Annotated in this window: 23 protein-coding genes; 17 read left to right on the forward strand and 6 right to left on the reverse strand. The window is 67.9% G+C overall.

Translation table 11 applies throughout. The features are described from left to right. Both AC1DYI_RS05680 and AC1DYI_RS05685 read left to right on the forward strand, forming a co-directional pair. The coding region (locus tag AC1DYI_RS05680) for a GTPase (protein ID WP_477203106.1) at positions 1 to 642 on the forward strand (642 nt) is incomplete at its 5' end. A 176-nt stretch (positions 643 to 818) separates the two neighbouring features. Further along, complete coding sequence (locus AC1DYI_RS05685; protein ID WP_477203107.1) at positions 819 to 1,286, forward strand: cyclic nucleotide-binding domain-containing protein; 468 nt, start codon at positions 819 to 821, stop codon at positions 1,284 to 1,286. Between the two features lie 28 nt (positions 1,287 to 1,314). On the opposite strand, the gene AC1DYI_RS05690 is transcribed toward AC1DYI_RS05685, so the two are convergent. Next, positions 1,315 to 3,312 (reverse strand): monovalent cation:proton antiporter family protein, encoded by a 1,998-nt coding sequence (locus tag AC1DYI_RS05690; protein WP_477203108.1) that lies wholly within the window; start codon positions 3,310 to 3,312, stop codon positions 1,315 to 1,317. A gap of 124 nt (positions 3,313 to 3,436) precedes the next feature. On the opposite strand from AC1DYI_RS05690, the gene AC1DYI_RS05695 reads away from it, so the two are divergent. Genes AC1DYI_RS05695 through AC1DYI_RS05710 form a run of 4 tightly spaced genes read left to right on the forward strand, consistent with a single transcriptional unit; the run spans position 3,437 to position 6,517 of the window. Next, a complete protein-coding gene (locus tag AC1DYI_RS05695; protein WP_477203109.1) occupies positions 3,437 to 4,426 on the forward strand; it encodes a KpsF/GutQ family sugar-phosphate isomerase in 990 nt (329 codons plus the stop codon). Then, positions 4,426 to 5,022 carry a KdsC family phosphatase gene (locus tag AC1DYI_RS05700; RefSeq protein ID WP_477203110.1) on the forward strand — a complete coding sequence of 199 codons (597 nt, stop codon included), beginning with the start codon at positions 4,426 to 4,428 and terminating at the stop codon, positions 5,020 to 5,022. The genes AC1DYI_RS05695 and AC1DYI_RS05700 overlap by 1 nt, the downstream gene beginning before the upstream one ends. Before the next feature lie 11 nt (positions 5,023 to 5,033). Then, the gene (lptC, locus tag AC1DYI_RS05705; protein ID WP_477203111.1) at positions 5,034 to 5,744 is read left to right on the forward strand and encodes an LPS export ABC transporter periplasmic protein LptC; all 711 of its coding nucleotides are present in this window, start codon (positions 5,034 to 5,036) and stop codon (positions 5,742 to 5,744) included. Beyond that, on the forward strand, positions 5,741 to 6,517 hold the full coding sequence (locus tag AC1DYI_RS05710) for an SDR family oxidoreductase (protein ID WP_477203112.1): 777 nt from the start codon (positions 5,741 to 5,743) through the stop codon (positions 6,515 to 6,517). Before lptC ends, AC1DYI_RS05710 begins: the two co-directional genes overlap by 4 nt. A gap of 233 nt (positions 6,518 to 6,750) precedes the next feature. On the opposite strand, the gene AC1DYI_RS05715 is transcribed toward AC1DYI_RS05710, so the two are convergent. After that, the gene (locus AC1DYI_RS05715; protein WP_477203113.1) at positions 6,751 to 7,227 is read right to left on the reverse strand and encodes an RNA recognition motif domain-containing protein; all 477 of its coding nucleotides are present in this window, start codon (positions 7,225 to 7,227) and stop codon (positions 6,751 to 6,753) included. A gap of 260 nt (positions 7,228 to 7,487) precedes the next feature. On the opposite strand from AC1DYI_RS05715, the gene AC1DYI_RS05720 reads away from it, so the two are divergent. The 8 genes from AC1DYI_RS05720 to AC1DYI_RS05755 all read left to right on the forward strand — a co-directional run bounded on the left by AC1DYI_RS05720 (position 7,488) and on the right by AC1DYI_RS05755 (position 17,126). Continuing rightward, positions 7,488 to 8,147: a MarC family protein gene (locus tag AC1DYI_RS05720; protein ID WP_477203114.1), complete on the forward strand. Its 660-nt coding sequence runs from the start codon at positions 7,488 to 7,490 to the stop codon at positions 8,145 to 8,147. Continuing rightward, the gene (locus AC1DYI_RS05725) at positions 8,144 to 8,863 is read left to right on the forward strand and encodes a winged helix-turn-helix domain-containing protein (protein WP_477203115.1); all 720 of its coding nucleotides are present in this window, start codon (positions 8,144 to 8,146) and stop codon (positions 8,861 to 8,863) included. Before AC1DYI_RS05720 ends, AC1DYI_RS05725 begins: the two co-directional genes overlap by 4 nt. A 9-nt stretch (positions 8,864 to 8,872) precedes the next feature. After that, positions 8,873 to 10,372, forward strand: coding sequence for a two-component system sensor histidine kinase CreC (gene creC / locus AC1DYI_RS05730; protein WP_477203116.1), 1,500 nt, complete (start codon positions 8,873 to 8,875; stop codon positions 10,370 to 10,372). Positions 10,373 to 10,464: 92 nt separating this feature from the next. Next, entirely contained in the window at positions 10,465 to 11,904 is a 1,440-nt protein-coding gene (creD, locus tag AC1DYI_RS05735) for a cell envelope integrity protein CreD (RefSeq protein WP_477203117.1), read from the forward strand. 8 nt (positions 11,905 to 11,912) lie between these two features. Continuing rightward, the gene (locus AC1DYI_RS05740; RefSeq protein ID WP_477203118.1) at positions 11,913 to 12,407 is read left to right on the forward strand and encodes a hypothetical protein; all 495 of its coding nucleotides are present in this window, start codon (positions 11,913 to 11,915) and stop codon (positions 12,405 to 12,407) included. 48 nt (positions 12,408 to 12,455) lie between these two features. After that, positions 12,456 to 14,132, forward strand: a complete 1,677-nt coding sequence (locus tag AC1DYI_RS05745) for a GMC family oxidoreductase (RefSeq protein WP_477203119.1) — start codon at positions 12,456 to 12,458, stop codon at positions 14,130 to 14,132. A gap of 384 nt (positions 14,133 to 14,516) precedes the next feature. Beyond that, positions 14,517 to 15,278, forward strand: coding sequence for a TSUP family transporter (locus AC1DYI_RS05750; RefSeq protein ID WP_477203120.1), 762 nt, complete (start codon positions 14,517 to 14,519; stop codon positions 15,276 to 15,278). Between the two features lie 147 nt (positions 15,279 to 15,425). Then, positions 15,426 to 17,126, forward strand: a complete 1,701-nt coding sequence (locus AC1DYI_RS05755; RefSeq protein WP_477203121.1) for an AMP-binding protein — start codon at positions 15,426 to 15,428, stop codon at positions 17,124 to 17,126. Positions 17,127 to 17,253: 127 nt separating this feature from the next. Here the strand turns inward: AC1DYI_RS05755 and AC1DYI_RS05760 are convergent, their stop codons facing one another. Together AC1DYI_RS05760 and AC1DYI_RS05765 are read right to left on the reverse strand one after the other, a co-directional pair. Beyond that, positions 17,254 to 19,479 carry a malate synthase G gene (locus AC1DYI_RS05760; RefSeq protein ID WP_477203122.1) on the reverse strand — a complete coding sequence of 742 codons (2,226 nt, stop codon included), beginning with the start codon at positions 19,477 to 19,479 and terminating at the stop codon, positions 17,254 to 17,256. A gap of 30 nt (positions 19,480 to 19,509) precedes the next feature. After that, the gene (locus AC1DYI_RS05765) at positions 19,510 to 20,196 is read right to left on the reverse strand and encodes a haloacid dehalogenase type II (RefSeq protein WP_477203123.1); all 687 of its coding nucleotides are present in this window, start codon (positions 20,194 to 20,196) and stop codon (positions 19,510 to 19,512) included. Positions 20,197 to 20,294: 98 nt separating this feature from the next. On the opposite strand from AC1DYI_RS05765, the gene AC1DYI_RS05770 reads away from it, so the two are divergent. The 3 genes from AC1DYI_RS05770 (at position 20,295) to AC1DYI_RS05780 (ending at position 22,375) form a co-directional block, all read left to right on the forward strand. Then, the gene (locus AC1DYI_RS05770; RefSeq protein ID WP_477203124.1) at positions 20,295 to 21,206 is read left to right on the forward strand and encodes a LysR family transcriptional regulator; all 912 of its coding nucleotides are present in this window, start codon (positions 20,295 to 20,297) and stop codon (positions 21,204 to 21,206) included. Positions 21,207 to 21,497: 291 nt separating this feature from the next. Continuing rightward, on the forward strand, positions 21,498 to 21,776 hold the full coding sequence (locus AC1DYI_RS05775; protein WP_477203125.1) for a DUF4148 domain-containing protein: 279 nt from the start codon (positions 21,498 to 21,500) through the stop codon (positions 21,774 to 21,776). Positions 21,777 to 21,931: 155 nt separating this feature from the next. Continuing rightward, the gene (locus AC1DYI_RS05780; protein WP_477203126.1) at positions 21,932 to 22,375 is read left to right on the forward strand and encodes a DUF4148 domain-containing protein; all 444 of its coding nucleotides are present in this window, start codon (positions 21,932 to 21,934) and stop codon (positions 22,373 to 22,375) included. Positions 22,376 to 22,579: 204 nt separating this feature from the next. On the opposite strand, the gene AC1DYI_RS05785 is transcribed toward AC1DYI_RS05780, so the two are convergent. Then, positions 22,580 to 24,046 (reverse strand): M20 family metallopeptidase, encoded by a 1,467-nt coding sequence (locus AC1DYI_RS05785; protein ID WP_477203127.1) that lies wholly within the window; start codon positions 24,044 to 24,046, stop codon positions 22,580 to 22,582. Positions 24,047 to 24,143: 97 nt separating this feature from the next. Continuing rightward, positions 24,144 to 25,736, reverse strand: coding sequence for a PglL family O-oligosaccharyltransferase (locus AC1DYI_RS05790; protein WP_477203128.1), 1,593 nt, complete (start codon positions 25,734 to 25,736; stop codon positions 24,144 to 24,146). Positions 25,737 to 25,833 lie beyond the last annotated feature (97 nt).

The raw sequence follows: 25,833 nt of genomic DNA on the forward strand, positions 1-25,833 counted from the left end.
GTCACGCCGATCGCCGGCACCACCCGAGACCGCGTCAGCGAAACGATCCAGATCCACGGCGTGCCGGTGCATGTGACCGACACCGCCGGCTTGCGCAGCGACGCGGCCGACGAGGTCGAGCGCATCGGCGTCGCCCGCAGCTGGGAAGCCATTGCGGGCGCCGACGCGGTGCTGTTTCTGCATGACTTGACGCGGGTCGACGAGCCCGCCTGCCAGCAGGCCGATGCGGTGATTGCCGAGCGCCTGGCCGAGGTCGAGCCGGAGCGCTTGCTGCATTTGTTCAACAAGGCAGACGCGGCCGGCCTGGCGGGCGATTTCGAGCGCGCGCGGCCGGGTCTGCGCTTGTCTGCGCGCACCGGTGCAGGGCTGGACGCGCTGCGCGACACCTTGCTCGAACGAGCAGGCGGGTTGGCCTCGCCCGAAGGCTTGTTCATCGCCCGCAGCCGCCATGTCGAAGCGCTGCGCGAGGCCGGCGCGCACCTGGCCGGCGCCGCTGATCACGCGGCCCAGGCCGACGCAGCGTTGGACCTGTTCGCCGAAGAGCTGCGTTTGGCGCACCAGGCTTTGCAACGCATCACCGGCGCCTTCAGCGCCGACGATCTGCTGGGCGAGATCTTCAGCCGCTTTTGCATCGGCAAGTGAGTGCCCGCCAAGCGGCAGTGGCTTGGAATTGTGCGACGAGCGGCGGCTGAGCGCCGATGAGCGCGCCTTGGCTGGTTGCTGGGGCTTTGTAACCTGCTGATAATGAATCTGCAATCATCGTCACGAGCGGGTCCCATCGGGCCCGCCTTGTCGGTGCCGCCGGAGGGAGCCCGCCCATGGCCGTCGAGATCCTGCATCAAGCCATCCAAACGCTGAACGCCGACGACTCGTTCCGGGCTCGGCTCGACTTGAGCCAGTGGCGTCAGCTGGCGGCCTTCATGCAGGAGTTCAAGCTGCGCGCTGGCGACACGCTGATCCGCTACCGCGACATGGACCGTGTGATGTACCTGCTCGAAAGCGGCACCTTGCAGGTCTATGTGCCTGACGCGGGCCCGGCGCGCCGTCCGGTGGCGATCCTGCGCCCCGGGGCGGTGGTCGGTGAGCCGACGCTGTTTGCCGAAACCCCGCGCATGGCCCAGGTCGAGGCGATGTCACCCAGCGTGCTGTGGGGCCTGACGCGCAACCGCTTCGACGAGTTCGCGCAACGCCAGCCCGAGATGGCGCTGGAGTTCCTGCGTGCCGCTGGTGCCGTGATGGCCGAGCGCATGCGGGCCAACCTGGAGCGAGGGATGCCGGCAGCTTGAGGCTCTCCGCTCCCCGTCCGGGAGCGCCTCAACCTGAGAGCAGTTTCGACTCGGCGAGAGCCAGGGTCTCCGGCAGGCCAGCCAGCACCAAGGTGTCGCCGCCGGCCAGGCGCAGCTGGTCTTCGGGTGTGACGATGCGGCCGTCGGCGCGGCGCACTGATACGACGTTCACATCGAGTGCGTGCAGCGCCAAGTCGGCCAGTGTCGAGCCAACGCTGGCGGCGGCGTGGGGCAGGCTGACGCTGCGTAGCCGGGCCTGGGTGAGCTCCTCCGAGGTGTCGTCGTCGGCGCCGTGGAAATAACCCCGCAGCAGCCGGTAACGCGCGTCCCGTGCGTCGCGCGTCAGGCGGATCACGCGCCGCATCGGCACACCCACCAGCGCCAGTGCGTGGCTGGCCAACATCAGCGAGCCTTCCACTGCCTCAGGCACCACCTCGGTCGCGCCGGCTTCGCGCAGCTTCTCGAGATCGGTGTCGTCGATCGTGCGCACGACCACCGGGACATGCGGCGCGTGCTGGCGCACCAGGCCCAGGATCTTCAACGCTGACGGCGTGTCGTGGTAACTCACGACGACCGCGCTGGCGCGCGCCAGGCCGGCGGCCATCAGGCTTTGCAGCCGTGCGGCATCACCAAACACCACACTCTGGCCGGCAGCGGCGGCCTGGCGCACGCGGTCCGGGTCCAGGTCGAGCGCCATGTAGGGCATCTTCTCCTGGTCCAGCAGGCGGGCCAAGTTTTGGCCGCTGCGGCCGTAACCGCAGATGATGATGTGGGCTTCGGTGCGGATGGCCTTTTTCGCGATCGCCGTCAGGGCGACCGACTGCATCAGCCAGTCGCTGGCCGACAAGCGCACCACGATGCGGTTGCTGTACTGGATCAGCAGCGGCGTGGCCAGCATCGACAGCACCATCGACGCCAGCACCGGGCTCACCCATTGGGGATGGATCAGCTGATTCTCGGCGCCTAGCGTCAGCAGCACGAAGCCGAACTCGCCGGCCTGCGCCAGGTACAGGCCGGTGCGCAGCGCCACCCCTGGCGCGGCGCGAAAGGCCCAGGCCAGCCCGGCCACCAGCGCCGCCTTGGCGACGATCGGCAGCAGCGTCAGCAGCAGCACCAGCAGCCACTCTTCCCACAGCGGCCGCCAGTCCAGCTTCATGCCGATGGTGATGAAGAACAGGCCCAACAGCACATCGTGGAAGGGCCGGATGTCGGTCTCGACCTGGTGCTTGTATTCGGTCTCGGCGATCAGCATGCCGGCGATGAAGGCGCCCAGCGCCAGCGACAACCCGGCGTGCTCGGTCAGCCAGGCCAAGCCGAGCGTGACCAGCAACAGGTTCAGCACGAACAGCTCGTCGCTCTTGCGCCGTGCCACCAGCGTCAGCCACCAGCGCATCAGCTTCTGCCCGCCCAGCAGCAGCAGGGCCAGCACGCCGGCTGCTTTCAGCATCGCCAGGCCGAGCGAGCGCACCATGTCGCCGCCACTCGAATCCAGCGCGGGGATCAGCACCAGCAGCGGCACCACCGCCAAGTCCTGGAACAGCAGGACGCCCATCACACGCTTGCCGTGCTCGCTCTCCAGCTCCAGCCGTTCGGCCATCATCTTGACGACGATCGCAGTCGACGACATCGCCATCGCGCTGCCCAGCACGACCGCGCCCTCCCAGCCCAGGTCCCAGCGCATGCCGAGCCAGCCGAACAGCGCCATCAGCATCGCATTGCCGGCCACCGCGCCGATGATGGTCAGGCTGACCTGCGAGAACCCCAGACCGAACACCAGCGTGCGCATGCTGCGCAGCTTGGGCAGGTTGAACTCCAGCCCGATCACGAACATCAGGAACACGACGCCGAACTCGGCCAGATACTTGACCGCCGCCGAGTCCCGGGCCAGCGCCAACGCGTTCGGCCCGATCAGCACACCGACCGCCAGATAGCCCAGCATCGGCGGCAGTTTCAGGCTACGGCACAGCGCCACGCCGGCCACCGCTGCCACCAGGTACAGAAGAACGAGTTCCAGTGTTGAAGCCATGCAGCTAGTGTCCTGTCTCGCAGATAACTGTCATTGCGACGGGACGCAAAGGCCATGCCGAGCGGCCCCGAACGGCCGGCTGACAGGCTCCTAGAATCCCCCCATTCTGTACCCTGGCCTTGCCTTGAACACTGCCGCCACGCCCTTCGATCCCGCCCGCGCCCTGACGCTGGCGCGCGAAACCTTCACCATCGAGGCCGCGGCGTTGCAAACCGTGCGCGATCGGCTGGACGACAGCTTCGCGCGCGCGGTGCAGGCGATGCTCGACACCCGAGGCCGCGTTGTCGTGATGGGCATGGGCAAGAGCGGTCACGTGGGTCGCAAGATCGCCGCGACGCTGGCTTCGACCGGCACGCCAGCGTTCTTCGTCCACCCCGCCGAGGCCAGCCATGGCGACCTGGGCATGGTGACGACGGGCGACCTGCTGCTGGCGATCTCGAACTCCGGCGAGAGCGACGAGATCAACGCCATCCTGCCGGCGGTGCGCCGCTTGGGTGTGCCGCTGGTGGCGATCACCGGCAAGCCGGGCTCGACACTGGCGCAGCATGCCGAAGTCACGCTGTCTTGCGCGGTCGACCAGGAGGCCTGCCCGTTGAACTTGGCGCCGACCGCCAGCACCACGGCGCAAATGGCGCTGGGCGACGCGCTCGCGGTGGCATTGCTCGATGCGCGTGGCTTCCGCGAACATGATTTCGCGCGCTCGCACCCCGGCGGCTCGCTCGGCCGCAAGCTGCTGATGCACGTGCACGACCTGATGCGCACCGGTGATGCCCTGCCCCGCGTGGCGGCCGACACCGGCTTCATCGACATGATGCATGTGATGACCGACAAGGGCCTGGGCTTCGCGGTGATCGTCGAAGACGACCGGCCGGCCGGCATCTTCACCGACGGTGACTTGCGCCGCCTGCTCGAAACTGGCGCCGATCTTCGCGCGTTGCGCGCGCACGAAGTGATGCACAGCCAACCGAAGCGGGTGCGTGCCGATGCGCTGGCGGTCGATGCGGCCGATCTGATGGAACAGCACAGCATCACCAGCGTGTTGGTGGTCGACGAACAGGGCCTGCTGGTCGGGGCGCTGAACACCAATGACCTGCTGCGGGCCAAGGTCATCTGATGGTTGCTGCCACCACCGCTGCACTGACGCCGGCGCTGCGTTTTGCGCCCGAACTGCTGCTGAAAGCCCAGGGCACCGGCCTGGGGCTGAAGGCCGCGATCTTCGACGTCGACGGCGTGCTGACCGACGGCCGCCTGTTCATCGGCGAACAAGGCGAGCTGTTCAAAGGGTTTTGCACGCTCGACGGCCACGGCCTGAAGCTGCTCGCGCAAGGCGGCATCGTGCCGATCGTCATCACCGGCCGCGATTCACCGGCGGTGCGCCGCCGGGTCGCCGATCTCGGGCTGCAGCACGCTGTCTACGGTGCTGGCGACAAGCTGGCCGCCGCAGAGCCCTTGCTCGCGTCACTGGGCTTTGCCTGGCCCGACGTCGCGGCGATCGGCGACGATTGGCCCGACCTGCCGCTGCTGACGCGCGCCGGCTTCGCCTGTGCGCCCGCCAACGCACACGTCGAGGTCAAGGCGATCGCCCACCATGTGACCGCGGCGAGCGGCGGCGACGGTGCGGCGCGCGAGTTCTGTGACTTGTTGTTGATGGCGGCCGGCCGCTACGCCGGCCTGCTGCACGGCCACCTGCGCACGCTGGACAGCGCTTGACGCCGCCCAAGATGAGCGCCGAACTGCACCTGCCCGATCTGCCCGAGGTGCCGGTGGCGATTGGCGGCCCGGTGCTGCCGCTGGCGGATGCCCCAGGGCCGGGGCGTCGGCCGCGCGAGGCTTGGAGCTACCGGCTGCGCCAGCTGTTCGGCACCTACCTGCCGCTGCTGTTGATGAGCCTGCTGGCCTGTCTGACTTGGTGGCTGGCGCGTCTGTCGCCCGGCGCGCCGGGTGAGCGACCGGTTGCGGCGGCGCGCCACGACCCCGACTACACCGCGCAGCGCGTGATGCTGCAGCGCTTCAACCCCGAGGGCCGACTGGTCGCGCAGGTCGAAGGTGAGCAAGTGCGCCACTACCCCGACAGCGATGAGATGGAGGTCGACACCGTGCGCGTCTCCACCACCGGCCCGGATGGCCGCCGCACCCAGGCCACTGCACGCCAGGCGGTGGCGGCGGGCGACAACTCGCGCTACAGCCTCGAAGGCGGCGCCCACGTCGTCAGCACCGGCGTCGACGGCCATGTGGTCGAAATCGAGGGCGAGCACCTGCTGGTGCTCACCACGGAGCGCCGCGTGCGCGCAGACCGTCCGGTGACGGTGCGCCAGGGCGGCAGCCAACTGGTCGCCGACGCGATGGATTTCGATGAGACGACGCAGCAGGTCACGCTGCACGGCCATGTGCGGGGCATGCTGCTGCCGACCGACGTGAAGACAGCCAAATGAGCACAGCGCCACTGGTCTTCATCACCGGCGCGTCCAGCGGCATCGGCCAGGCGCTGGCCGCGCGCTATGCCGCGGCCGGTTGGCGGCTGGCATTGGTCGCGCGCCGCACTGAGTTGGTCGAGGCCTGGGCCCGCACGCAGGGCTGGGCGGACGATCGTTGGCGTGTCTATGCCGCTGACGTGCAAGTCATCGACAGCATCGTCGCGGCCGGCCAGCGTTGCATGGCCGAACAAGGCCTGCCGGATGTGGTGATTGCCAACGCCGGCATCAGCGTTGGTATCGACACCGCCGAGCGCGAGGACCTGGAGGTTTTGCGTGAGACGCTGGCCACCAACAACACCGGCTTGGCCGCAACCTTCCACCCGTTCCTGAAGGCGATGCGCGAGCAGCGCCGCGGCACGCTGGTCGGTATTGCCAGCGTCGCGGCGATCCGCGGCCTGCCGGGCCATGGCGCCTACTGCGCCAGCAAGGCCGGGGTGGTCGCTTATTGCGAAAGCCTGCGCGGTGAATGCCGCGGCACCGGGGTGCAGGTGGTCACGGTGGTGCCGGGTTATATCGCGACGCCGCTGACGGCGGGCAACCGATACCCGATGCCGTTCCTGATGCAGCCCGAGGTGTTTGCCGATCGTGCGTTTCGCGCGATCGAAGCGGGCACCAGCTACCGGGTGATTCCCTGGCAGATGGGGGTGGTCGCCAAACTGATGCGGCTGTTGCCGAACTGGTTGTTCGACCGCCTGCTCGCGGGTCGCGGCCGCAAGCAACGGAGGACATAGAAGCCCCCACGGCCCCTTCCGGGGCCTGCCCCCCGAGGGGGCTCGCGCAGCGGACCGGCAGAGCCGGATCCGCGCACGCCACTTAGAGTGGGCGGCGCTGCGCGCGCCCAAGAGGGAGAGTTACCCGTGCATCGCGAGGTGCACAAAACAAGAGGGCGCCGCGGTTTCCCGTTGCGCCCTCTTTGCTTGTTTGGGCGAACAGGCCTGAAGGCCTGTCGTCCCGTGATCAGCGATCAGTAACCGCCGCCGCCACCGCCACGGTTGCCACCGCGGCCGCCGCCACCACCGCCGTAGGGGCTGCGACCACCGCCGCCGCCACCACCGCCGTAACCGCCGCCACCACCACCGCCGTAGCCACCGCCGCCACCACCACCGTAGGGGCTGCGGCCACCGCCGCCGCCACCACCGCCGTAGCCGCCGCGGCCACCACCGCCGCCGCCGCCAAAGCCRCCCGGGCGCTCTTCACGCGGACGGGCTTCATTGACGACGATGGCGCGGCCCTCTAGGGGTTGGCCGTTCATGCCGTTGATGGCGGCTTGCGCCTCGGCATCCGAGCCCATTTCGACAAAGCCGAAGCCCTTCGAACGACCGGTGTCGCGGTCCATCATGACCTTGGCGGACGTGACAGTGCCGAATTCGCCAAACGCTTGTTGCAGGGACTCGTCACGCACGCTGTAAGCGAGGTTACCGACGTAAAGCTTGTTTCCCATGGGGAAAGCTCCTCAAACTCTCAAAACACAAAGACCATGTGGAGCTTCAACCCAGCGTGAACCCATCAAGCGAAGGTGCCGCGTCCATACACAGCAAACTAGGGCGACGAAAGGCAAGTCACCCCAAAACCATTATGAGACTATTTCCACAGCCGCGGCAAAGCGCGGCCGGCGAAAGTGTCGTATTTCCGCGCCGTGATACCGGTCCTTGGGCACTCGTTTTCCCTGCACGGTGCGCTGGCGGCACACCACAATTGGGCATGGACCTGCTGAAACCCCTGATCGCGTTGCTGGCGATCGTCAACCCCATTGGCGTGGTGCCCTTTTTCCTGCACTTCACGCAGAACTTTTCGCCCGAACAGCGCCGCCACACGATGCGCGTCAGCGCGACGGCGGCTTTCCTCGTGGTCTCGATCAGCGGCCTGGCTGGGCTGAAGATCATCGAGTTCTTCGGCATCACGATCGCCAGCTTCCAGGTCGGCGGCGGGTTGCTGCTGCTGATGTCGGCGATCCACATGCTGAATGCCCAGCAGGCCGAGAGCCGGCCCGACGACGTGCACCAGGGCCAGGAGAAAGCCGACGCCGGCTCGTCGATCGCGGTCGTGCCGCTGACCATCCCGCTGCTGACCGGCCCGGCGACGATCTCGACGATGGTGATCTACGCCGAGAAGACCAAGACCTTCTGGGAGCACGCGGTGCTGGTCGGTTATGGCGTGGTGATCGGTCTGGCTGCTTACCTCGCGTTCATGGCCTCGGGCCGCATCGCGCGGGCGCTCGGGCAGACCGGCATCAACGTGATGACACGGTTGATGGGCCTGATCCTGGCCGCGATGGCGGTCGAGCTGCTGGCCGACGGGTTGACCAAGCTGTTCCCGGTGCTGGCCTCGCCGTTCGCGCCCATCGCTCCTGTCTCGCCGTGAGTCCGGCCGGGGCGCCGCGCATCCTGCTGCTGGAAGACGACCCGGCGATCGCCGGCACGGTGGCCTTTGCCTTCGAGCGCGAAGGCTGGCGAGTCGAGCAGCTCTTGCTGGTGCGCGAGGCCGAGCGCTCGGCTCGCGCCGCGCCACCGGCGTTGGCGGTGCTCGACGTCGGTTTGCCCGACGGCAACGGTCTCGCGTTGTGCCGCCAATGGCGCGCCGACGGTGATGCCCGCCTGCGCACCTTGCCGGTGCTGATGCTGACCGCGCAGGGCGAAGAGATCGACCGCGTGCTGGGCCTCGAAGCCGGTGCCGACGACTATCTCGCGAAGCCTTTCAGCCCACGCGAGCTGGTGGCGCGGGTGCGTGCCCTGCTGCGCCGCTCGGCCTGGTCGCCGCCCGCCGTCGAGGCGCCGTTGATCGAGGTCGACGAAGCCGGCCAGCGCGCACTGCTGGCCGGACAGCCGCTGGACCTGACGCGACTGGAGCTGAAGCTGCTGCAGGCGCTGTCGCGCGCCGGTGGCCGCGTCAAGAGCCGCGAAGCGTTGCTCGTCGAAGTCTGGGGGCCGGACTGCGAGGCCAACGACCGCACCGTCGACACCCACGTGAAGACGCTGCGCGCCAAGCTGCGCGAGCGCCGGCCCGACTTGGACCCGATCGTGACGCACCGCGGTCTGGGCTACGCGCTGGTGCTGCCGCCCGCCCCTGCGTCGCGCTGACCGCTGGCGATGCACCTCGGCCTGCGCCTGTTCTTCGGCTTCCTGGTCATCACCGGGCTGGCCGCTTTCTTCGTGATGCGGGTCTTCGTGGCCGAGGTCAAGCCCAGCGTGCGCGAGGTGATGGAAGACATCCTCGTCGACACCGCCAACCTGYTGGCCGAAGACGCTGCCGATGACCTGGCCGCGATGCCAGCCGGCGGCGACCTGCGCGGCAGCCGTTTCGCCCAGGTGGTGCAGGCCTACGCCGGCCGCCCGGTCGATGCGCAGATCTGGGGCCTGGACAAGCGCCGGCTGGACCTGCGCATCTACGTGACCGATGCAAAGGGCCGCGTGGTGCTGGACGCGGGTGCCGAGCAACCCAGCAGCGGCGGCAATGGGGCCGACAGAGCCCTGGGCCAGGACTATTCGCGCTGGCGCGACGTGGCACTGACGCTGCGTGGCGAGTACGGCGCTCGGGCGACCCGCGAGGTGAAGACCGACGAGCGCAGCTCGGTGATGTACGTCGCTGCGCCGGTGCGCAGCCGCGACGGGCGCGTGCTTGGTGTGCTGACGGTGGCCAAGGCGCAGTCGACCGTGGCACCGTTTGTCGATCGGGCCGAGCACAAGATCCTGACCGCCGGGGCCTGGCTGCTCGGCCTGTCGCTGCTGATCGGTGTGGCGGTCACGCTGTGGGCCGTGCACTCGGTACGCCGCTTGCGCCGCTATGCGCAGCAGGCGGGCGAAGATGGAGTGCCCGGCGTGCGCGCGGCGCAGCCCCCTGCCCTGCCGGGCGAACTGGGTGAGCTGGCGCGGGCGATGGGCGCGATGCGCGAACGGCTCGACGGGCGGGCCCAGCGCGAGCAGTTCGTGCGTGCGCTGACGCACGAGCTGAAAGGCCCACTGTCGGCGATCCGCGGCGCGGCCGAGTTGCTTGAGGACTCGTCGCTCAGCACGGCCGACCGTGCGCGCTTCAACGCCCAGGTCGGCGAACAGGCCGAGCGCTTGCGCGAGCTGGTCGACCGGCTGCTGGAGCTGTCGAAACTCGAAAGTGCGGCCGAGCCGCCGCGGCGCGAGCCGGTGGCACTCGCGGCCCTGACCAAAAGGGTGCTGGCCGATCATGCAGCCACCATGCAGCAGCGCGGCTTGGCGATGCAATGGCGACAGCGTGACGAGGCGGCCGCGGTCGAAGGCGACCCCGTGCAACTTTCACTCGCGCTGTCGAACCTGCTGGCCAATGCGATCGACTTCGCTCCGGCCGGCTCGGTGCTCGAACTGTCCATCGATACGTCCGAAGGCCGAGTCCGCTGGGCCCTCCGCGACCACGGCCCCGGCGTGCCCGACTACGCGCTGCCGCACCTGGGCGAGCGCTTCTACGCCACCGCCCGCCCGGGCAGCGCGCGCAAGGGCAGCGGCTTAGGTTTGGCGATCGTGCGCCAGGTGGCTGCGCTGCATGGCGGGGCGTTGGCCATCACGCCGGCGTCGCCCGGCCTGCAGGTCGAACTGATGCTGCCGGCCATCGCCGCGCCCTGAAGACTTCACCGCCACTTCACACAGCCCTTCATCGCTTCACCTCTGCGCGCGACGCTCTCGGGCATCGCAAACCGCCTGGAGGAGGCATGCAAATGAAGAACTCGTTGTGGAGCAAGGTGCTGGCGATCGGCGCCGTGGTGGGGCTGCTGACGCTGGTGTTGGCGCGCATCGGTTTCCTGGTCGACGAGCGGCGTGGCCGCCAGCAGGAAGCGATCCAGGGCGTGCAACAGTCGCAGGCTGGCGCGCAGTCGGTGCTGGGGCCCTGGCTCTACCGCGAATGCGTCGAGGAATGGGAGGTGAAGCTGGGTGATGGCAAGGACCGCCATGTCCACACCGAAAGGCGCGAGTTCCGCCTGGAGCTCGCGGCGAGCAAGCTCAGCGTGGCCAGCCAGGCCCAGGCCGAGCAGCGCTACCGTGGCTTGTTCAAGGTCAATGGCTACCTGAGCCATCTGGCCCTGGATGCGCAGTGGCCCAGTCTCGCGGCGCTGGTGCCGACACCGAAGTCGGCCGACACGCGCTTGCGCTGCGAGCCCGTGACGCTGATGGTGGCCTTGTCGGACACGCGCGGCGTGCAACGCGCCGAGTTGAAGATCAACGACATGGACTTGGCCGTCAATGCTGGCACCAATCACCCCACTTATGGGCGAGGCATGCACGCCACTTTGCCGGACGCCCAGTTGGCCGGAGCGGTCCATGCCCGCCTGACGCTGGACCTCCGCGGCACGAGCCGGCTTGAGCTCGTGCCGGCCGCAGCCCAGACCGAATGGGACCTGCGCTCGGACTGGCCGCACCCCTCGTTTGGCGGGCGCTTCCTGCCGGTTCAGCGAGACGTGACGAATGAGGGCTTCCACGCCGTGTGGCGCGTGAGCGAGCTCTCCAGCAGCGCTGCGCGCGATGTGGCGCAAGGTGGCCTGCTCTGCCCGGCGGACGCCGCTGGCGGCCCGGCGATGGGCGGGGTCAATTACCAGGACGGCGCGGGCAGCGACGAGGTGGTGGCGGCCGCGCGCGACGCGCGTTGCCTGGACACGCTGGCCGTTTCCTTCATCGACCCGATCAACCCCTATGTGCTCGCGGACCGGGCGGTGAAATACGGCCTGCTGTTCGTCGCGCTGACCTTCGTCGCGGTGGCGTTGACCGAGGTGCTAGGTCGCACCCGGGTGCGCCGCGTGCACCCGGTTCAGTACGCGCTGGTCGGCTTGGCGCTGAGCCTGTTCTTCATGCTGCTGCTGGCCTTGTCCGAGCACCTGCTCTTCGAGATCGCCTATGCCGCCGCCAGCCTGGCCTGTGCCGGTGTGCTGGGTGTCTACGGGGCGCACATGCTCGGCGGCTGGCGCGCTGGGGCGGCCTTCGGTGGCGCGCTCGGTGGGCTCTACGGCCTGATGTACGTGCTGCTGACGCGTGAGCAGACCGCGCTGGTGGTCGGCACGATCGGCCTGTTCGCCGCGGTGGCGGCCGTGATGCTGCTGACCCGCAAGCTCGACTGGTACCGGTTGTTCGACGACCTGTCGGCGCCGCGTGCGCGCACCGAGTGAGCGCGGCGATGCGAACGACCCGCGGGGTTCTGCTCATCACGTCAGGTTTGATGCTCGTGGTCTACCTGGCCTGCAAGCTCTTCCAATGGCAGTGGTACCTGGGCGCGTTGCCGGTGCAGATCGAGGTCGACGGTGTCGTGTCGATTGCCGACTCAGGAGGCATTCGTGAAGGTTGCGGCGCCGCGGTCTTCGCGCTGTCGAGGGGCACGCTCGATCGCCTGCAGGACGAGGGCATCGCGGCGTTGGCGGACGCCCGTCAGGGGCGTGAGCGCACCGGGGCGTACACCGCCTTCGGTGCGTGGCGCGAGACACCGTCGACCGGCCGCGAAGGTGAGGCGGACCTGCACCTGAGCGGCATGGACTGCGGCGGGCTGGACGAAGCGCTGCAGCAGCGAGTCTTCGGGGCGCTGGCGCAACCGGGGTCCTACTACGCGTCTGCATCGGAATCGAGCCTGATCGTGATTCCGTCGCTGCAGATCGTCGTGTTCTCGTTCTTCGGCTAGTTGCAGCCAGCGGCGCACCGGCGCCGCGGATGCGAGATAGTCCGGGCGATGAGCAACACGCCCACCTACGACCACATCATCGTCGGCGCCGGCACAGCCGGCTGCCTGCTGGCCAACCGGCTGTCGGCGGACCCGAAGCGGCGCGTGCTGCTGATCGAAGCCGGCGGCGCCGACGACTACCTGTGGATCCACATTCCCGTGGGTTACCTCTACTGCATCGGCAACCCGCGCACCGATTGGCTCTACCAGACCGATGCCGACCCGGGCCTGAACGGCCGCCGGCTGCGCTACCCGCGCGGCAAGGTGCTGGGCGGCTGCTCCAGCATCAACGGGATGATCTACATGCGGGGCCAGGCGCGCGACTACGACGGCTGGGCCGCCGAGGTCGGCGACGCCAACTGGCGCTGGGAGCACTGCCTGCCGTTCTTCAAGCAGCACGAAGACCACTGGAAAGGCGCTGACGCGTTGCACAGCGCACCGGGCTTCGACGCCAAGGGCAAGCGCGCCGGCGGCGAGTGGCGGGTCGAGCGGCAACGCTTGCGCTGGGACGTGCTGGACGCGTTCGCGCAAGCCGCGCAGCAGGCCGGCATCCCGGCCACCACCGACTTCAACCGTGGCGACAACGAAGGCGTCGGCTACTTCGAGGTCAACCAGCGCGGCGGCGTGCGCTGGAATGCCGCGAAAGCCTTTCTCCGCCCGGTGATGCACCGCGAGAACCTGCAGGTCTGGACCGGTGCAACCGTCAGCCGCCTGCTGTTCGAGCCCGACGCCGACGGACGGCTGCGTGCCAACGGCGTCGAAGTGCTGCCGGTCGGTGGCGGCGCGCCGCTGCAGGCGCATTGCCGCGGAGAGATGGTGCTGGCCGCCGGCGCGATCGGCACGCCGCAGATCCTGCAGCTGTCGGGCATCGGCACGGCCGAATGGCTGCAGCCGCTGGGCATCACGCCGCGGTTGGAGTTGCCCGGTGTCGGCGCCAACCTGCAAGACCATCTGCAGATCCGCGCGGTGTTCGCGGTCGACGGCGTCAAGACGCTGAACACGCTGGCCGCCAACTGGTGGGGCAAGGCGATGATCGGGCTGGAGTACCTGGCCAAGCGCAGTGGGCCGATGAGCATGGCGCCGTCGCAGCTGGGCGCCTTCACGCGGTCCGACCCGTCGCGCGCCCACGCGAACCTCGAATACCACGTGCAACCGCTGTCGCTCGACGCCTTCGGCGAGCCGCTGCACGGTTTCAACGCCTTCACCGCGAGTGTGTGCAACCTGAACCCCGAGGCGCGGGGCCGGGTACGCATCACGTCGCCGCGGCCCGAAGATGCGCCGTCGATCCTGGCCAATTACCTGTCGACGCCGGGCGACCGCCAGGTGGCCGCCGATTCTTTGCGCCTGACCCGCCGCATCGCGGCGATGCCGGCGCTGGCGCGTTACCAGCCGCGCGAGGTCAAGCCGGGCATTGAGTTCCAGACCGACGACGAACTGGCTCGGCTGGCGGGCGACATCGGCACCACGATCTTCCACCCGGTCGGCACCGCGAAGATGGGGCGCGACGACGACCCGGCGGCGGTGGTCGATGCGCGGCTGAGGCTACGCGGCGTGCAGGGCTTGCGCATCGCCGATGCCAGCGTGATGCCGACCATCACCAGCGGCAACACCAATGCGCCGACGCTGATGATTGCCGAACGCGCCGCCGCGTGGATGCTGGCGGCCCCGCCGGGCGAAGCGGCCTGATCGGCTCACGGGGTAAGACCCGATGGGCGTCCGCCAGGCGCACCCTTACAGTGCGCCCACTTTCGGCCTTCTGCCCTTCGCGGGTGCATGGCTGAAGGGGGTCCGAGGAGACAAGTCCGGGCCAAAAATAGAACTCGTTCAGAGGCCCCTGCGAGCCACACGCTGGCCGCCAGAGTGACCATGTGAGAATGCAAGGGCGCCAGCCAACCGCTGGCGCCCTTTGCTTTTGTTGGCCCCCTAGGCCCCGGCAAAGCCGGGTCCGTCCCCCCAAGGGGGAGCGGCGACCTAGGGGCGGCCCGTCGGTCGCCCTTGCCCCCCCCGCTTCGTTCACCGTTCTAAACGGGTGACGTCAGCGGTTGTGCCCGGCCCTGTTTACGTCCATCGATGACCGACCTCGTTGTTGTTGCCGTTGCTTCGCTGTTCGCGGGCCTGATCGACGCCATCGTTGGCGGTGGTGGCCTGATCCTCGTGCCGGCGCTGTTCGCCACTTATCCGGGCGCGGTGCCGGCGACGCTGTTGGGCACGAACAAGGGCGGGGCGATCTGGGGCACGGGGTGGGCGGCGGTGCAGTTCACCCGCCGTGTTTCGCTGCGTGCCCAGACGATGGCGCCGGCGATGCTGGCCGCGCTGATCGGCAGCTTTGCTGGGGCGTGGGCGGTGACGGTGGTCGATGCGAGCGTGATGCGGCGCGCGCTGCCGCTGGTGCTGCTGGCGATCCTGGCCTACACGCTGGCGCGCAAGGATCTCGGCCGGCACCACGCGCCACGCTATGCCGAAGCCCATGAAGCACTGGTGGCGTCGCTGATCGGGCTGACGATCGGCTTCTACGACGGCTTCTTCGGCCCCGGTACCGGCAGCTTCTTCGTCTTTCTCTTCGTGCGCGTGCTGGGCTTTGACTTCCTGCACGCCTCGGCCTCGGCCAAGCTGCTGAACACCGCCACCAACCTGGCCGCGCTGGTGCTGTTCACCTGGAAGGGCCATGTCTGGTGGCAGGTGGCGGGGGTGTTGGCGGTGGCCAACGTCGCCGGCAGCTTGATCGGCACTCGGCTGGCGCTCAAACACGGCGCGGGCTTCGTGCGCGGCGTGTTCATCGCCGTGGTCGGTGCGCTGATCCTGAAGACGGGCTACGACGCGTTCCTGCGCTGAAGGCCGGCGCCCGGCGCCGGGCATTCCGCACGGTGATGCGCTCGCGTCGCCGGCGCGACACGCCTGGTGAGGGTTCGCGCCGATGCCGTGTGGGGGTGGGGTGGCTACCCTTTCCCGCCAAGCCCACTATTGCCCCTTCGAGCGCTCATGACCGCCATCGACACGTCCTTCGGCCTGCCCATTCCGCCATCCGCCCTGGCGCTGCAGCGCCTGTACCACTGGGAGCGCACGACGCCGAACCGCATCGCCTACACCCAGCCGATGGGCGGTGGCGTGATCAAGGACCTGACCTGGAAAGAGGTGATGGACCAGGCCCGCCTGCTGGCCGGGTACCTACAGGCTCAGGGTTATGCGCCGGGCTCGAAGATCGCGCTGCTGTCGAAGAACACGGCCTGGTGGCTGATCTGCGATTTCGCCATCTGGATGGCTGGCTACGTCTCGGTGCCGCTGTACCCCACGCTGGCCGCCGAGACGATCCGCCAGATCCTCGAGCACAGCGAATCCAAGCTGTTGTTTGTCGGCAAGCTCGATGGTTTCGAGGGCATGAAACCCGGCATCCCGACCGGCCTGCCCTGCGTGGCGCTGCCGCTGGCGCCACCGAACAACTACCCCAAGTGGGACGACGTGCTGGCCAAGGCCAAGCCGCTGCAAGGTGAGCCGGTGCGTCCGGCCGATGAACTGGCGACGATCATGTACACCTCGGGCACCACCGGCATGCCCAAGGGCGTGATGCACAGCTTCGGCACCTTCGCCTGGTCGATCCAGTCGGGCCTGGACCGGGTCAAGGACATCGACGAGAACGCGCGGATGCTGAGCTACCTGCCGCTGTCACACGTGGCCGAGCGCACGCTGGTCGAGCATGGCCAGCTGGCGACCGGCATGCGGGTCTACTTCGCCGAAAGCCTGGACACCTTCACCGCCGATCTGCAGCGCGCACGGCCGACGGTGTTCTTCTCGGTGCCGCGGCTGTGGGTCAAGTTCCAGCAGGGCGTGCACGCCAAGATGCCACCGGCCAAGCTGGCGCGGCTGCTGAAGATCCCGATCCTCGGCGGCATCGTGCGCAAAAAGGTGCTCGGCGCGTTGGGGCTCGACCAGTGCAYGCTGGCCGCCGGTGGCGCGGCGCCGATGCCGCCCGACCTGCTGCGCTGGTACGAGCGCCTGGGCCTGCCGATCCTCGAGGTCTACGGCATGACCGAGAACTGCGGCGTCAGCCACGCCACGCTGCCTGGCGTGCAGCGCCCGGGCACGGTCGGCATGCCCTACCGCGGCGTGCAAAGCCGCATCGACCCGGCCAACGGCGAGATCCAGGTCAAGCACCCCGGCACGATGCTGGGCTACTACAAGGAACCCGAGCTGACGCGCGACAGCCTGACCGCCGATGGCTGGCTGCACACAGGCGACAAGGGCCAGCTCGACGGTGAAGGCAACCTGCGCATCACCGGCCGCGTGAAGGACCTGTTCAAGACCAGCAAGGGCAAGTACGTGGCACCGGCGCCGATCGAAGACCGGCTGGTGATGCACGCGTCGGTCGAGGCTTGTTGTGTGACCGGCGCCAACCTCGGCCAGCCGCTGGGCATCGTGATGCTGAACCCTGACGCCGCCAAGGCAGCCGCCAATGGGGGCCGACCGGCGATCGAGGCGTCGCTGACCGAGCATCTCAAGAGCATCAATGCGGTGCTGGACCCGCACGAGCAGCTCGACTGCATCGTCGTCGTGGTCGAGCCGTGGACGGTCGACAACGGCGTCATCACGCCGACCTTCAAGGTCAAGCGCAACCGCATCGAAGAGCTGTACGCGCCGAACTACGAGCGCTGGGTCGGCAGCCGCAAGCCGGTGCTGTGGGCCTAGCAGGCCGCAGGCCTGCTGGCCCTTCGGGCGAATGTTGGGCTCCCCCGAGCCCCCTCCGAGCGGGGGCTCCAGCGTGTTGAACAAGCCGGCCTGATGGCCGGCGGCTCAACATCCGCGGCAGGTTTGCTCAACCGGCCTTCACCTTCAAGCGCCACGCATGCAGCAGCGGCTCGGTGTAGCCGCTGGGCTGCTCGACGCCCTTGAACACCAGGTCGCACGCGGCTTGGAAGGCCATCGACTCGTCGAAGCGGCCAGCCATCGGCTGATAGGCCGCGTCGCCGGCGTTCTGCTTATCCACCACCTTGGCCATGCGCTTGAGCGTGTTGCGCACCTGTGCCTTGCCGACCACGCCATGCAGCAGCCAGTTGGCCATGTGCTGGCTCGAGATGCGCAGCGTCGCGCGGTCTTCCATCAGGCCGATGTTGTGGATGTCGGGCACCTTCGAGCAGCCAACGCCCTGGTCGACCCAGCGCACCACGTAGCCGAGGATGCCCTGCGCGTTGTTGTCCAGCTCCTGCTGCTTCTCGGCGTCGCTCCACTGCGGCGCGGCGACCACCGGGATGCTGAGCAGGCCCTTGAGGATCTCTTCGCGCACGTCGTCGCGGGTCGACTTCTTGTCGGCCTTCTCAAGGTCCTTCTGCACCTGCGCCACATCGACCTGGTGGTAGTGCAGCGCATGCAGCGTCGCGGCCGTCGGGCTGGGCACCCAGGCGGTGTTGGCGCCGGCCCTCGGGTGGCCGATCTTCTGCTGCAGCATCGCGGCCATCAGGTCTGGCATCGCCCACATGCCCTTGCCGATCTGTGCGCGGCCGCGCAGGCCGCACTGCAGTCCCACCAGCACGTTGCTGCGCTCGTAGGCGGCGATCCAGGCGCTGGTCTTCATGTCACCCTTGCGGAGCATCGGGCCGGCCTGCATCGCGGTGTGCATCTCGTCGCCAGTGCGGTCGAGGAAGCCGGTGTTGATGAAGGCCACGCGTGATTTCGCCGCGGCGATGCAGGCCTTCAGGTTGACCGACGTGCGCCGCTCCTCGTCCATGATGCCCAGCTTGACGGTGTGCTTGGGCAGGCCCAGCAGCTTCTCGACGCGGCCGAAGAGTTCATCGGCGAAGGCGACCTCGGCCGGGCCGTGCATCTTCGGCTTGACGATGTAGACGCTGCCGGTGCGCGAGTTGCGCAGGCCCGAACCGTCCACAAGTGCACCGCGGCCTTGCAGGTCGTGCAGCGCGATCGTCGTTGTGACCACCGCGTCCAGGATGCCTTCGGGGATCTCGCGACCCTCGGCGCCCCAGAGGATCGCCGGGTTGGTCATCAGGTGGCCGACGTTGCGCACGAACAGCAACGAGCGCCCGTGCAGCGTCACCGTCTCACCATTCGGGCCGGTGTAGACGCGGTCGGCGTTCAGGCCGCGCGTCATCGTCTGGCCGCCCTTGCTGAAGGTCTCCGTCAGCGTGCCCTTCAGGATGCCCAGCCAGTTGCCGTACGCCTGCACCTTGTCGGCCGCATCGACCACCGCCACTGAGTCTTCCAGGTCAAGGATGGTCGACAGCGCCGACTCGATCACCAGGTCGCTGACACCGGCCGCGTCCGCGGCGCCGATGGGCGTCGATCGGTCGATGCGGATGTCCAGGTGCAGGCCGTTGTGCTGCAGCAGCACGGCAGATGGTGCCGCCGCATCACCCTGGTAGCCAACGAAATGCTTGGCCTTCTTCAGCTCAGTCGTCGTGCCGTTTTTCAGCGTGACGACCAGTGCGCCACCCTCGACGCGGTAGCCGGTCGAATCGACGTGCGAACCGCCGGCCAGCGGCGCGGTGCGGTCCAGCACATAACGCGCGTATTCAATGACCTTGGCACCGCGGACCGGGTTGTAGCCGCGGCCCTTCTCGGCGCCATCGGTCTCGGGCAGTACATCGGTGCCGTACAGCGCGTCGTACAGCGAGCCCCAGCGGGCGTTCGCAGCGTTAAGCGCGTAGCGCGCATTGGTGATTGGCACCACCAGCTGCGGGCCAGCTTGCGTGGCCAGCTCAGCGTCGACGTTCTTGGTCTTGACCTTCACGTCGCCCGGATCGGCGACCAGGTAGCCGATCTTCTGCAGGTGCTTGCGGTAGGCCTTCATCTTGGCCTTCTTGTCGAGCGGACCGGGGTTGGCGCGGTGCCATTCGTCCATCGCCACTTGCAGGCGGTCGCGTTCGGCCAGCAGCGCGGCGTTCTGCGGCGCCAGTTCGTGCACGATTCGGTCGAAGCCGGCCCAGAAGTCACCCGCGTCGACACCGGTGCCAGGCAGCACCTGCTCGTCGATGAAAGTCTTCAGCTCGGTCGCGACCTGYAGGCCGTGGATCGTGGTGCGGTTGGTCATCGTCAATGCCTTGTTATGTTGGAGGAGAGGTCAGGAAGGAAAGAAGTCGAGCACGTCGCGCAGGCTGCGGCCAGTGCGTGTCGGCTCGGCGCCCAGGCGTTCGAGCGGCAAGCCGGCGCGATTGACCCACAGCGTCGTGAAGCCATACCAGGTGGCACCGATCGCGTCCCAGCCGTTGCTGGAAACGAACAGGATCTCGCGCGCCGGCAGCTTCAAGGCTGCAGGGCCGATCGCGTAGGCGGCCGGGTCGGTCTTGAAGCGCTGGGTTTCGTGCACGCTCAGCACCGGGTCGAGCAGGTCGGCCATGCCGGCGCTCTTGACCGCGCTGGCCAGCATCTCGGGGTCGCCATTGGACAGGATGCCGGCGCGGATGCCGCGTTGCTTCAGCGCTGCCAGCACGGTGTGGTTTTCGGGGAAGGCCGACAGGTGGCGGTATTCGTTCAGCAGGCGCTGCTCGGCTTCGGCGTTCAGGGCCAGGCCCAGGCGTTCGGCCGAGAACTGCAGTGCCGCGCGGGTCAGCGTCCAGAACGGCTGGTAGCGGCCGCTCATCGAGGTGAGCCGCGAGTATTCGATCTGCTTGTCGCGCCACGCTTGCGCCAGCCGCTCTCCCGCGCCGGGGAAGAGCTGCTCGGCAGCGAGCCCGACGCTGTAGACGTCGAACAAGGTGCCATAGGCGTCGAACAGCACCGCGCGGGGCGCGGGGGTGGTTTTGTCCATGGGTGGGAATTTATTCGATACCCGGTTCGCCATTACCAACGCAAAATGCGATGGATTTGTGACTTGGACGCACAGATCGGCCACCGTACCATCACGCCGTGGACCGTTTGAAGCAGATCGAGACCTTCGTCGCCGTGGCGACCAAGGGCAGCCTGACGGCCGCGGCGCTGGCAGAAGGTGTTGCGCCGGCGGTCATCGGCCGGCGCATGGACGCACTCGAAGAGCGGCTGGGTGTGAAGCTGCTGCAGCGCACGACGCGACGCATCAGCCTGACCCACGAGGGCAGTGCCTTCCTCGAAAACTGCCAGCGGCTGATCACCGACTTCAACAACGCCGAGGCCAGCGTCTCGGCCGGTGGCGTCAAGGCCAGTGGCCACCTGCGCGTCACTGGCCCGGCTGGCTTTGGCCGCCGCCACCTGGCCCCGCTGGTGCCCGCGTTCCTGTCGCGCCACCCCGATGTGAGCCTGTCGCTGAACCTGTCTGACCGGGTCGTCGACTTGGTCAACGAGGGCTACGACTGCGCGGTGCGGGTCGGCGACTTGCCCGACTCTAGCCTGGTCAGCGTGCGGCTGGCCGACAACCGGCGGATGTGCGTGGCGGCGCCTGCTTACCTGCAGCGCGCCGGCACACCCGAGCATCCGAACGAACTGGCACGGCACCAGTGCCTGACGCTCAGTTCTGAGGCGAGCCAGTCACGCGGCTGGGCGTTCTTGGTCGCTGGCGAGGTAACCCACCTCCGCCCAGGCGGAAGGCTCGACTGCAGCGATGGCCAGGTGCTGCACGAGTGGTGCCGTGAAGGGCTGGGCATCGCCTGGCGCAGCACCTGGGAGGTGCAGGCCGACATCGCCAGCGGCCGGCTGGTCAGCGTGCTGGACGATTTCGCCGCGCCGCCGAACGGCATCTACACCGTTTTCCCCAGCGCTCGCCACCTGCCTTTGCGGGTGCGGCTGTGGATCGACTTCCTCAAGCACAGCTACGGCGACGCCGGTTACTGGGCCCGCGCGGCCTGAGCTCCCACCGGCGCTGTAAGGCGCCTGCCCCGTCCGGCGACTAGGGTTCACCCTCGGATGCCTAGCACGTCTTTCGGGTAATCCCGAAGTTTTATTGTTCGCGATTCGTTAACACGCAATAAACGCCATGGGCATTTATTGCCTGGGCAACCATCTCTACAGTTGCATCCATCGATGAGCCGCAACCGTATAACGACTCACCGAGGCTGGACAAGACGGAGCGCGACAGTAGGTGCTCACCGCCATGCCCGGACAAGTTTTTATGAACGTTTCACTCAAAGGATGACCATCATGTTCGCCAAGCAAGCCCAAATCGCCGTCGCTGCCCTCGCTTTCGCCATTGCCGGCAGCGCCTTCGCCGCCGAACCGCAGCGCAACGTGTTCGACACCGAAACCAATCTGCGCGCCCCGGCCGCCGAAGCGAAGCTGACGCGTGAGCAAGTGCGCGCCGAGTTCCTGGCCGCCCGCGCCAACGGCGAAGTCAACGTCTTCGACAACGAGACCGTCGCTTACGTCAAGCCGGCCGTCCGCGCCGACCAGACCCGCCTGGCCCAAGCCAAGGCCAAGTAAACCTCTTGCGGAGGCGGCGGCCTCACCCCCACCGCCGCTCCTGCCGCCAGACGTTTCAAAGAATCGATACACGCCGATACCGGGCTGAAAGGACGCGCCACGAGCGCTCCAGCACGATGAGGCCCTGTCTCACCAAGACCCTGAAGGACACCACCATGTTTGCCAAGCAAGCCCAATTCGCCCTCGCCGCCGTGGCCCTGTCGCTCGCCAGCGGTGCGTTCGCCCAGTCGGCGCAGCGCAATGTTTTTGACACCGAAACCGACCTGCGCATGCCCGCCGCCGCATCGGCCAATGGCGTGACCCGCGAAGCAGTGCAAGCCGAGTACGTCGCCAAGCGTGATGCCAAGGGCATCTCGAGCTTCAACCCTGAGGCTTACTACTTCGCCCAGAACAACGATTCGGGCCCCGCGATCATGGCGCTGTTCTCGAGCAAGAAGACGCAGACCGCGTCGGCCTCGGGCCTGACCCGCGAAGAAGTGCGTGCCGAAGTGCTGGCCGCCCGCGCCAACGGTGAAATGAATCCGTTCGACACCGAAACCTACCAGCGCCTGCCGCAAAACGTGCGCCAGCCGGCGCCGACCGCGCTGGCCCAACGCTGAGCTACACGGTAGCTAACTCGGCCGGGCCCCAGGCGGCCCAGATAGGCTGAGCGCCCAAGCAAAAAGGGCGGGGAAAACTCCCCGCCCTTTCGCATTCCCCGACCCCTCTGCAATTCGCCACTCGACTTTATGCAAGCCGGTGGCGGCTGCCACCCACAAAAGGTTGATGCGCAGCCGATCAAACGCAGGGGTTTGTGCGAAGCCTCACGGATGCGCAGCCATCACCTCGGCCACCGAGGCCGTCAGGCGCTGGCCATAGTCCAGGTGCAGGAACTCGTTCGGGCCATGGGCGTTGCTCTTGGGCCCGAGCACACCGCAGACCATCATCTGGGCCTGCGGGAAGCCCTGCTGCAGCAGGTTCATCAGCGGGATCGTGCCGCCCTGGCCGATGTAGCCAAGCGGCTCGCCGAAATGCGTGCGTGACGCTGCGTCGAGCGCCGTTTCCAACCAAGGATTGGTGGCCGGTGCGTTCCAACCGGTGGCGCCCCAGTCGCCAGCGCGGCCGTCTGGTTGGAAGGTGACCTTGGCGTTGTAGGGTGCGTTGTCCTCAAGCAGCGTCTTCAGCGCGACGGCCGCCTCATGGCCCGGCACCAGCGGCGGCAGCCGCAGGCTCAGCTTGAACGCGGTGTAGGGACGCAGCACATTGCCAGCGTTCGACAACGGCGGCATGCCGTCGACCCCGGTGATCGACAGCGTCGGTCGCCAGGTGCGGTTCAGCAGTGCCTCGACCGGGTCGGTGGTGGTCGGCAATGCAGCGCCGCCGTCGGCGCCGCAGGCCCAGGGGTAGCGCTTCCAGACCTCGTCGCCCAGGGTTTCAGCCGTCTTGCGGGCCTGAGCGACCCGCTCGGCCGGGATCGCGCAGTGAAAGGCACCGGGCAGCAAATTGCCGGTCTTCGAGTCTTCCAGCCTGTCCAGCACCTGACGCAGGATGCGGAAGCTCGACGGCACCAGGCCACTGGCGTCGCCCGAGTGGATGCCTTCGGTCAGGATCTCGACCTTCAGCGTGCCGGTGATGTTGCCGCGCAGGCTGCTGGTCAGCCACAGCTGGTCGTAGTTGCCGGCGCCCGAGTCCAGGCAGACGACGAGGCTGACGTCGCCGAGGCGTTCTCTCAGCTTGTCGAGGTAGTACGGCAGATCGAACGAGCCGGATTCTTCGCAGCTCTCGATCAGGCCGACGATGCGCGGGTGCGGGATGTTCTGCGCCTTCAGTGCCTCGATCGCGCTGACCGCGGCATAGATGGCGTAACCGTCGTCGGCGCCGCCACGGCCATAGAGCTTGCCGTTCTCGATTTTCGGCGTCCACGGGCCCAAGTCAGAGCGCCAGCCGCTGAACTCGGGCTGCTTGTCCAGGTGGCCGTACATCAGCGCAGTTTGGGTGCTGCCAGCGCGGGTCGATTCGACCTCGAAGAAGATCACCGGCGTCTTGCCCTCGGCGCGGATGACCTCCAGCGTCAGGCCAGGCACCTTGCGGCTTTCGACCCAGGCGGCGGCGTCGCGCACGACCTTGTCGATCAGCCCATGGGCTTGCCATTCGGGGTCGAACAGCGGGCTCTTGGCCGGCACCGCAATGTAGTCGGTCAGCTGCGGCACGATGCGTTCGCGCCAGGCGGCATCGACGAAGCGGCCGAGTGCGGCCGAGTCCAGCGAAGGGAGTTTGTCGGGGGCGTTCATGGTGTGAACCTCGGAATGACGACGGTGGCCGAAACGATTGGCTGGTAGGCCGAGCCCGTGATTGTGCGCCGCCGGCGCGAGCCCCTGCCACTGTGGCCTATTCGGCGCGGGCCTGGAAATCGCGCCAGGTCAGGCCAGCGGGCGGCGGCACGCACTGGAACGGCGGCGGTAACACGGCCATCTTCTCGGGGTCGTTGCAGACTTCGAAGAACTCAGCCGAGGCGGGGTTGCGGAACTCGCGCAGCCGCGCGGCCAGGTAGCTGGCCTTGTCGCGATTGCCCGACTCGGCCAGCGCCTGGGCCCAGGCCAGCATCAACCGAGTGTCCAGCAGCGAATGGGTCGTGGTGCCGAAGGCGGCCATGGCAGCCGACGGCGGGTTGGTGGTTGTGGCCGCAGCGTAGTCGGCGTGGTGCGAGAAGAAGATGCTGCCTTGGCCCCGCTCGATGCGTTCGGACAGCGGGCCGGCGTCATCGGTGGGCGCGTAGATCGCAACGACCTTCCAATAGTCGTACAGGGCGTAGAGGCTGCCGACGATCATCAAGACACCGGCCAAGCGCAGGAAGAGCGGTGCTCCGAAGCGTGGCGCGGGCATCGCATGCTTCGGCTTCTCGGGCTCGGGTGTACGCAGTGCGTAGCCCCACGCCCAGGCGGTGGGCAGCAGGAAGTAGGCGTACCACAGCGGGTACTCGAACAGGCTGTGCACGCCGATCATCAGCACCATCATGAAGGCGGCGCGTGAGCCGGCGCCCTCTTCACCCGGCACTCGCCATGAGCGCACCCCGGCCTGGACCAATGCCCACAGCAGCAGTCCGAGCACCAGGCTGCCGAGCGGCACGCCGAGTTCGACCCACAGCTGTAATGGCAGGTTGTGAGTGTGATCGAAGAAGGCGACGGGGCGGCCGGGGAACGGGGTCAGCGTCCAGGCAAAGTTGAATTCACCGAAGCCCACCCCGGTCCAGGGCTGTTGGCGGATCAGCGTCAGCGTGTTGGCCCAGATGCCAAAGCGCGAAGCCGACACATCGCCTTCGGCCAATCGCCCTTCTCCGCCGAAGGTGTGGCTGGTCGCATGCGCCCAGCCGCTCATGGCCAGAGCGATCAACAGATAGGCCACCGGCGCGGCGACCAAAGCAACGCGAACCCAGCGCGCGAGCCGCCTGTCGACCAAGCCCCAAAGCGCGAGCAAGACCACGCCGACGATGCCGGTGCGCGAGGCCGTCAAGACGACGGCCCACAACAGCAAGATACCGACCAGCACGGCGACATGCCGATCCAATCGCCACGCCGCGATTCGACCCGCTTGGGCCAACGGCACCCAGGCAATCAAGGCCCACAGCAGCAGGCTGCTCAAGTGATTCGGTTGGCGCAGGTTGCCAACGGCACGGCCTGCCAGGCCGGAGCGGGCAATGATGTCGCCATCAGCCAAGCCGGGGGCGAAGACCTGCACCAGCGCAATCAAGGCGCTGACCAAGCCCGCCGCCAACATGGCGCAGGCGAAGGGGTTCTCGCTGCTGCGTTCTTTGGGTTGAGCTTGACCTTGCCAGACCACGACTGCGACGGTGGCCAGCAGGGCTGCCGCGGACAATGCGAGAGCGGTTGGCAGGCCGTGTGTCGTTGACGCTGCGACTGCGGCAATCGACACCACCAGGCCGCTCGACAAGGGGCTCCAGCGGAACACCGGAGCGTTGTTCATGGCCCCTAGCCCTGCCACCGCTGCACCCCAGCAAAAGACTGCAAGCAGCTGGTTCAGCAGTGTTGATGACGGGGAGGCGTTGAAGGCCAGCAGAGTG

Source organism: Ideonella sp. P3_A4, assembly GCF_056403075.1.

Excerpts from the sequence above, each read along its gene's own strand:
- AC1DYI_RS05685 (WP_477203107.1), top strand. The coding sequence starts at position 819 with ATGGCCGTCGAGATCCTGCATCAAGCCATCCAAACGCTGAACGCCGAC.
- AC1DYI_RS05690 (WP_477203108.1), bottom strand. The coding sequence starts at position 3,312 with ATGGCTTCAACACTGGAACTCGTTCTTCTGTACCTGGTGGCAGCGGTG.
- AC1DYI_RS05700 (WP_477203110.1), top strand. The coding sequence starts at position 4,426 with ATGGTTGCTGCCACCACCGCTGCACTGACGCCGGCGCTGCGTTTTGCG.
- lptC (WP_477203111.1), top strand. The coding sequence starts at position 5,034 with ATGAGCGCCGAACTGCACCTGCCCGATCTGCCCGAGGTGCCGGTGGCG.
- AC1DYI_RS05710 (WP_477203112.1), top strand. The coding sequence starts at position 5,741 with ATGAGCACAGCGCCACTGGTCTTCATCACCGGCGCGTCCAGCGGCATC.
- AC1DYI_RS05720 (WP_477203114.1), top strand. The coding sequence starts at position 7,488 with ATGGACCTGCTGAAACCCCTGATCGCGTTGCTGGCGATCGTCAACCCC.
- creD (WP_477203117.1), top strand. The coding sequence starts at position 10,465 with ATGAAGAACTCGTTGTGGAGCAAGGTGCTGGCGATCGGCGCCGTGGTG.
- AC1DYI_RS05740 (WP_477203118.1), top strand. The coding sequence starts at position 11,913 with ATGCGAACGACCCGCGGGGTTCTGCTCATCACGTCAGGTTTGATGCTC.
- AC1DYI_RS05745 (WP_477203119.1), top strand. The coding sequence starts at position 12,456 with ATGAGCAACACGCCCACCTACGACCACATCATCGTCGGCGCCGGCACA.
- AC1DYI_RS05750 (WP_477203120.1), top strand. The coding sequence starts at position 14,517 with ATGACCGACCTCGTTGTTGTTGCCGTTGCTTCGCTGTTCGCGGGCCTG.
- AC1DYI_RS05765 (WP_477203123.1), bottom strand. The coding sequence starts at position 20,196 with ATGGACAAAACCACCCCCGCGCCCCGCGCGGTGCTGTTCGACGCCTAT.
- AC1DYI_RS05775 (WP_477203125.1), top strand. The coding sequence starts at position 21,498 with ATGTTCGCCAAGCAAGCCCAAATCGCCGTCGCTGCCCTCGCTTTCGCC.
- AC1DYI_RS05780 (WP_477203126.1), top strand. The coding sequence starts at position 21,932 with ATGTTTGCCAAGCAAGCCCAATTCGCCCTCGCCGCCGTGGCCCTGTCG.
- AC1DYI_RS05785 (WP_477203127.1), bottom strand. The coding sequence starts at position 24,046 with ATGAACGCCCCCGACAAACTCCCTTCGCTGGACTCGGCCGCACTCGGC.
- AC1DYI_RS05790 (WP_477203128.1), bottom strand. The coding sequence starts at position 25,736 with ATGAACAACGCTCCGGTGTTCCGCTGGAGCCCCTTGTCGAGCGGCCTG.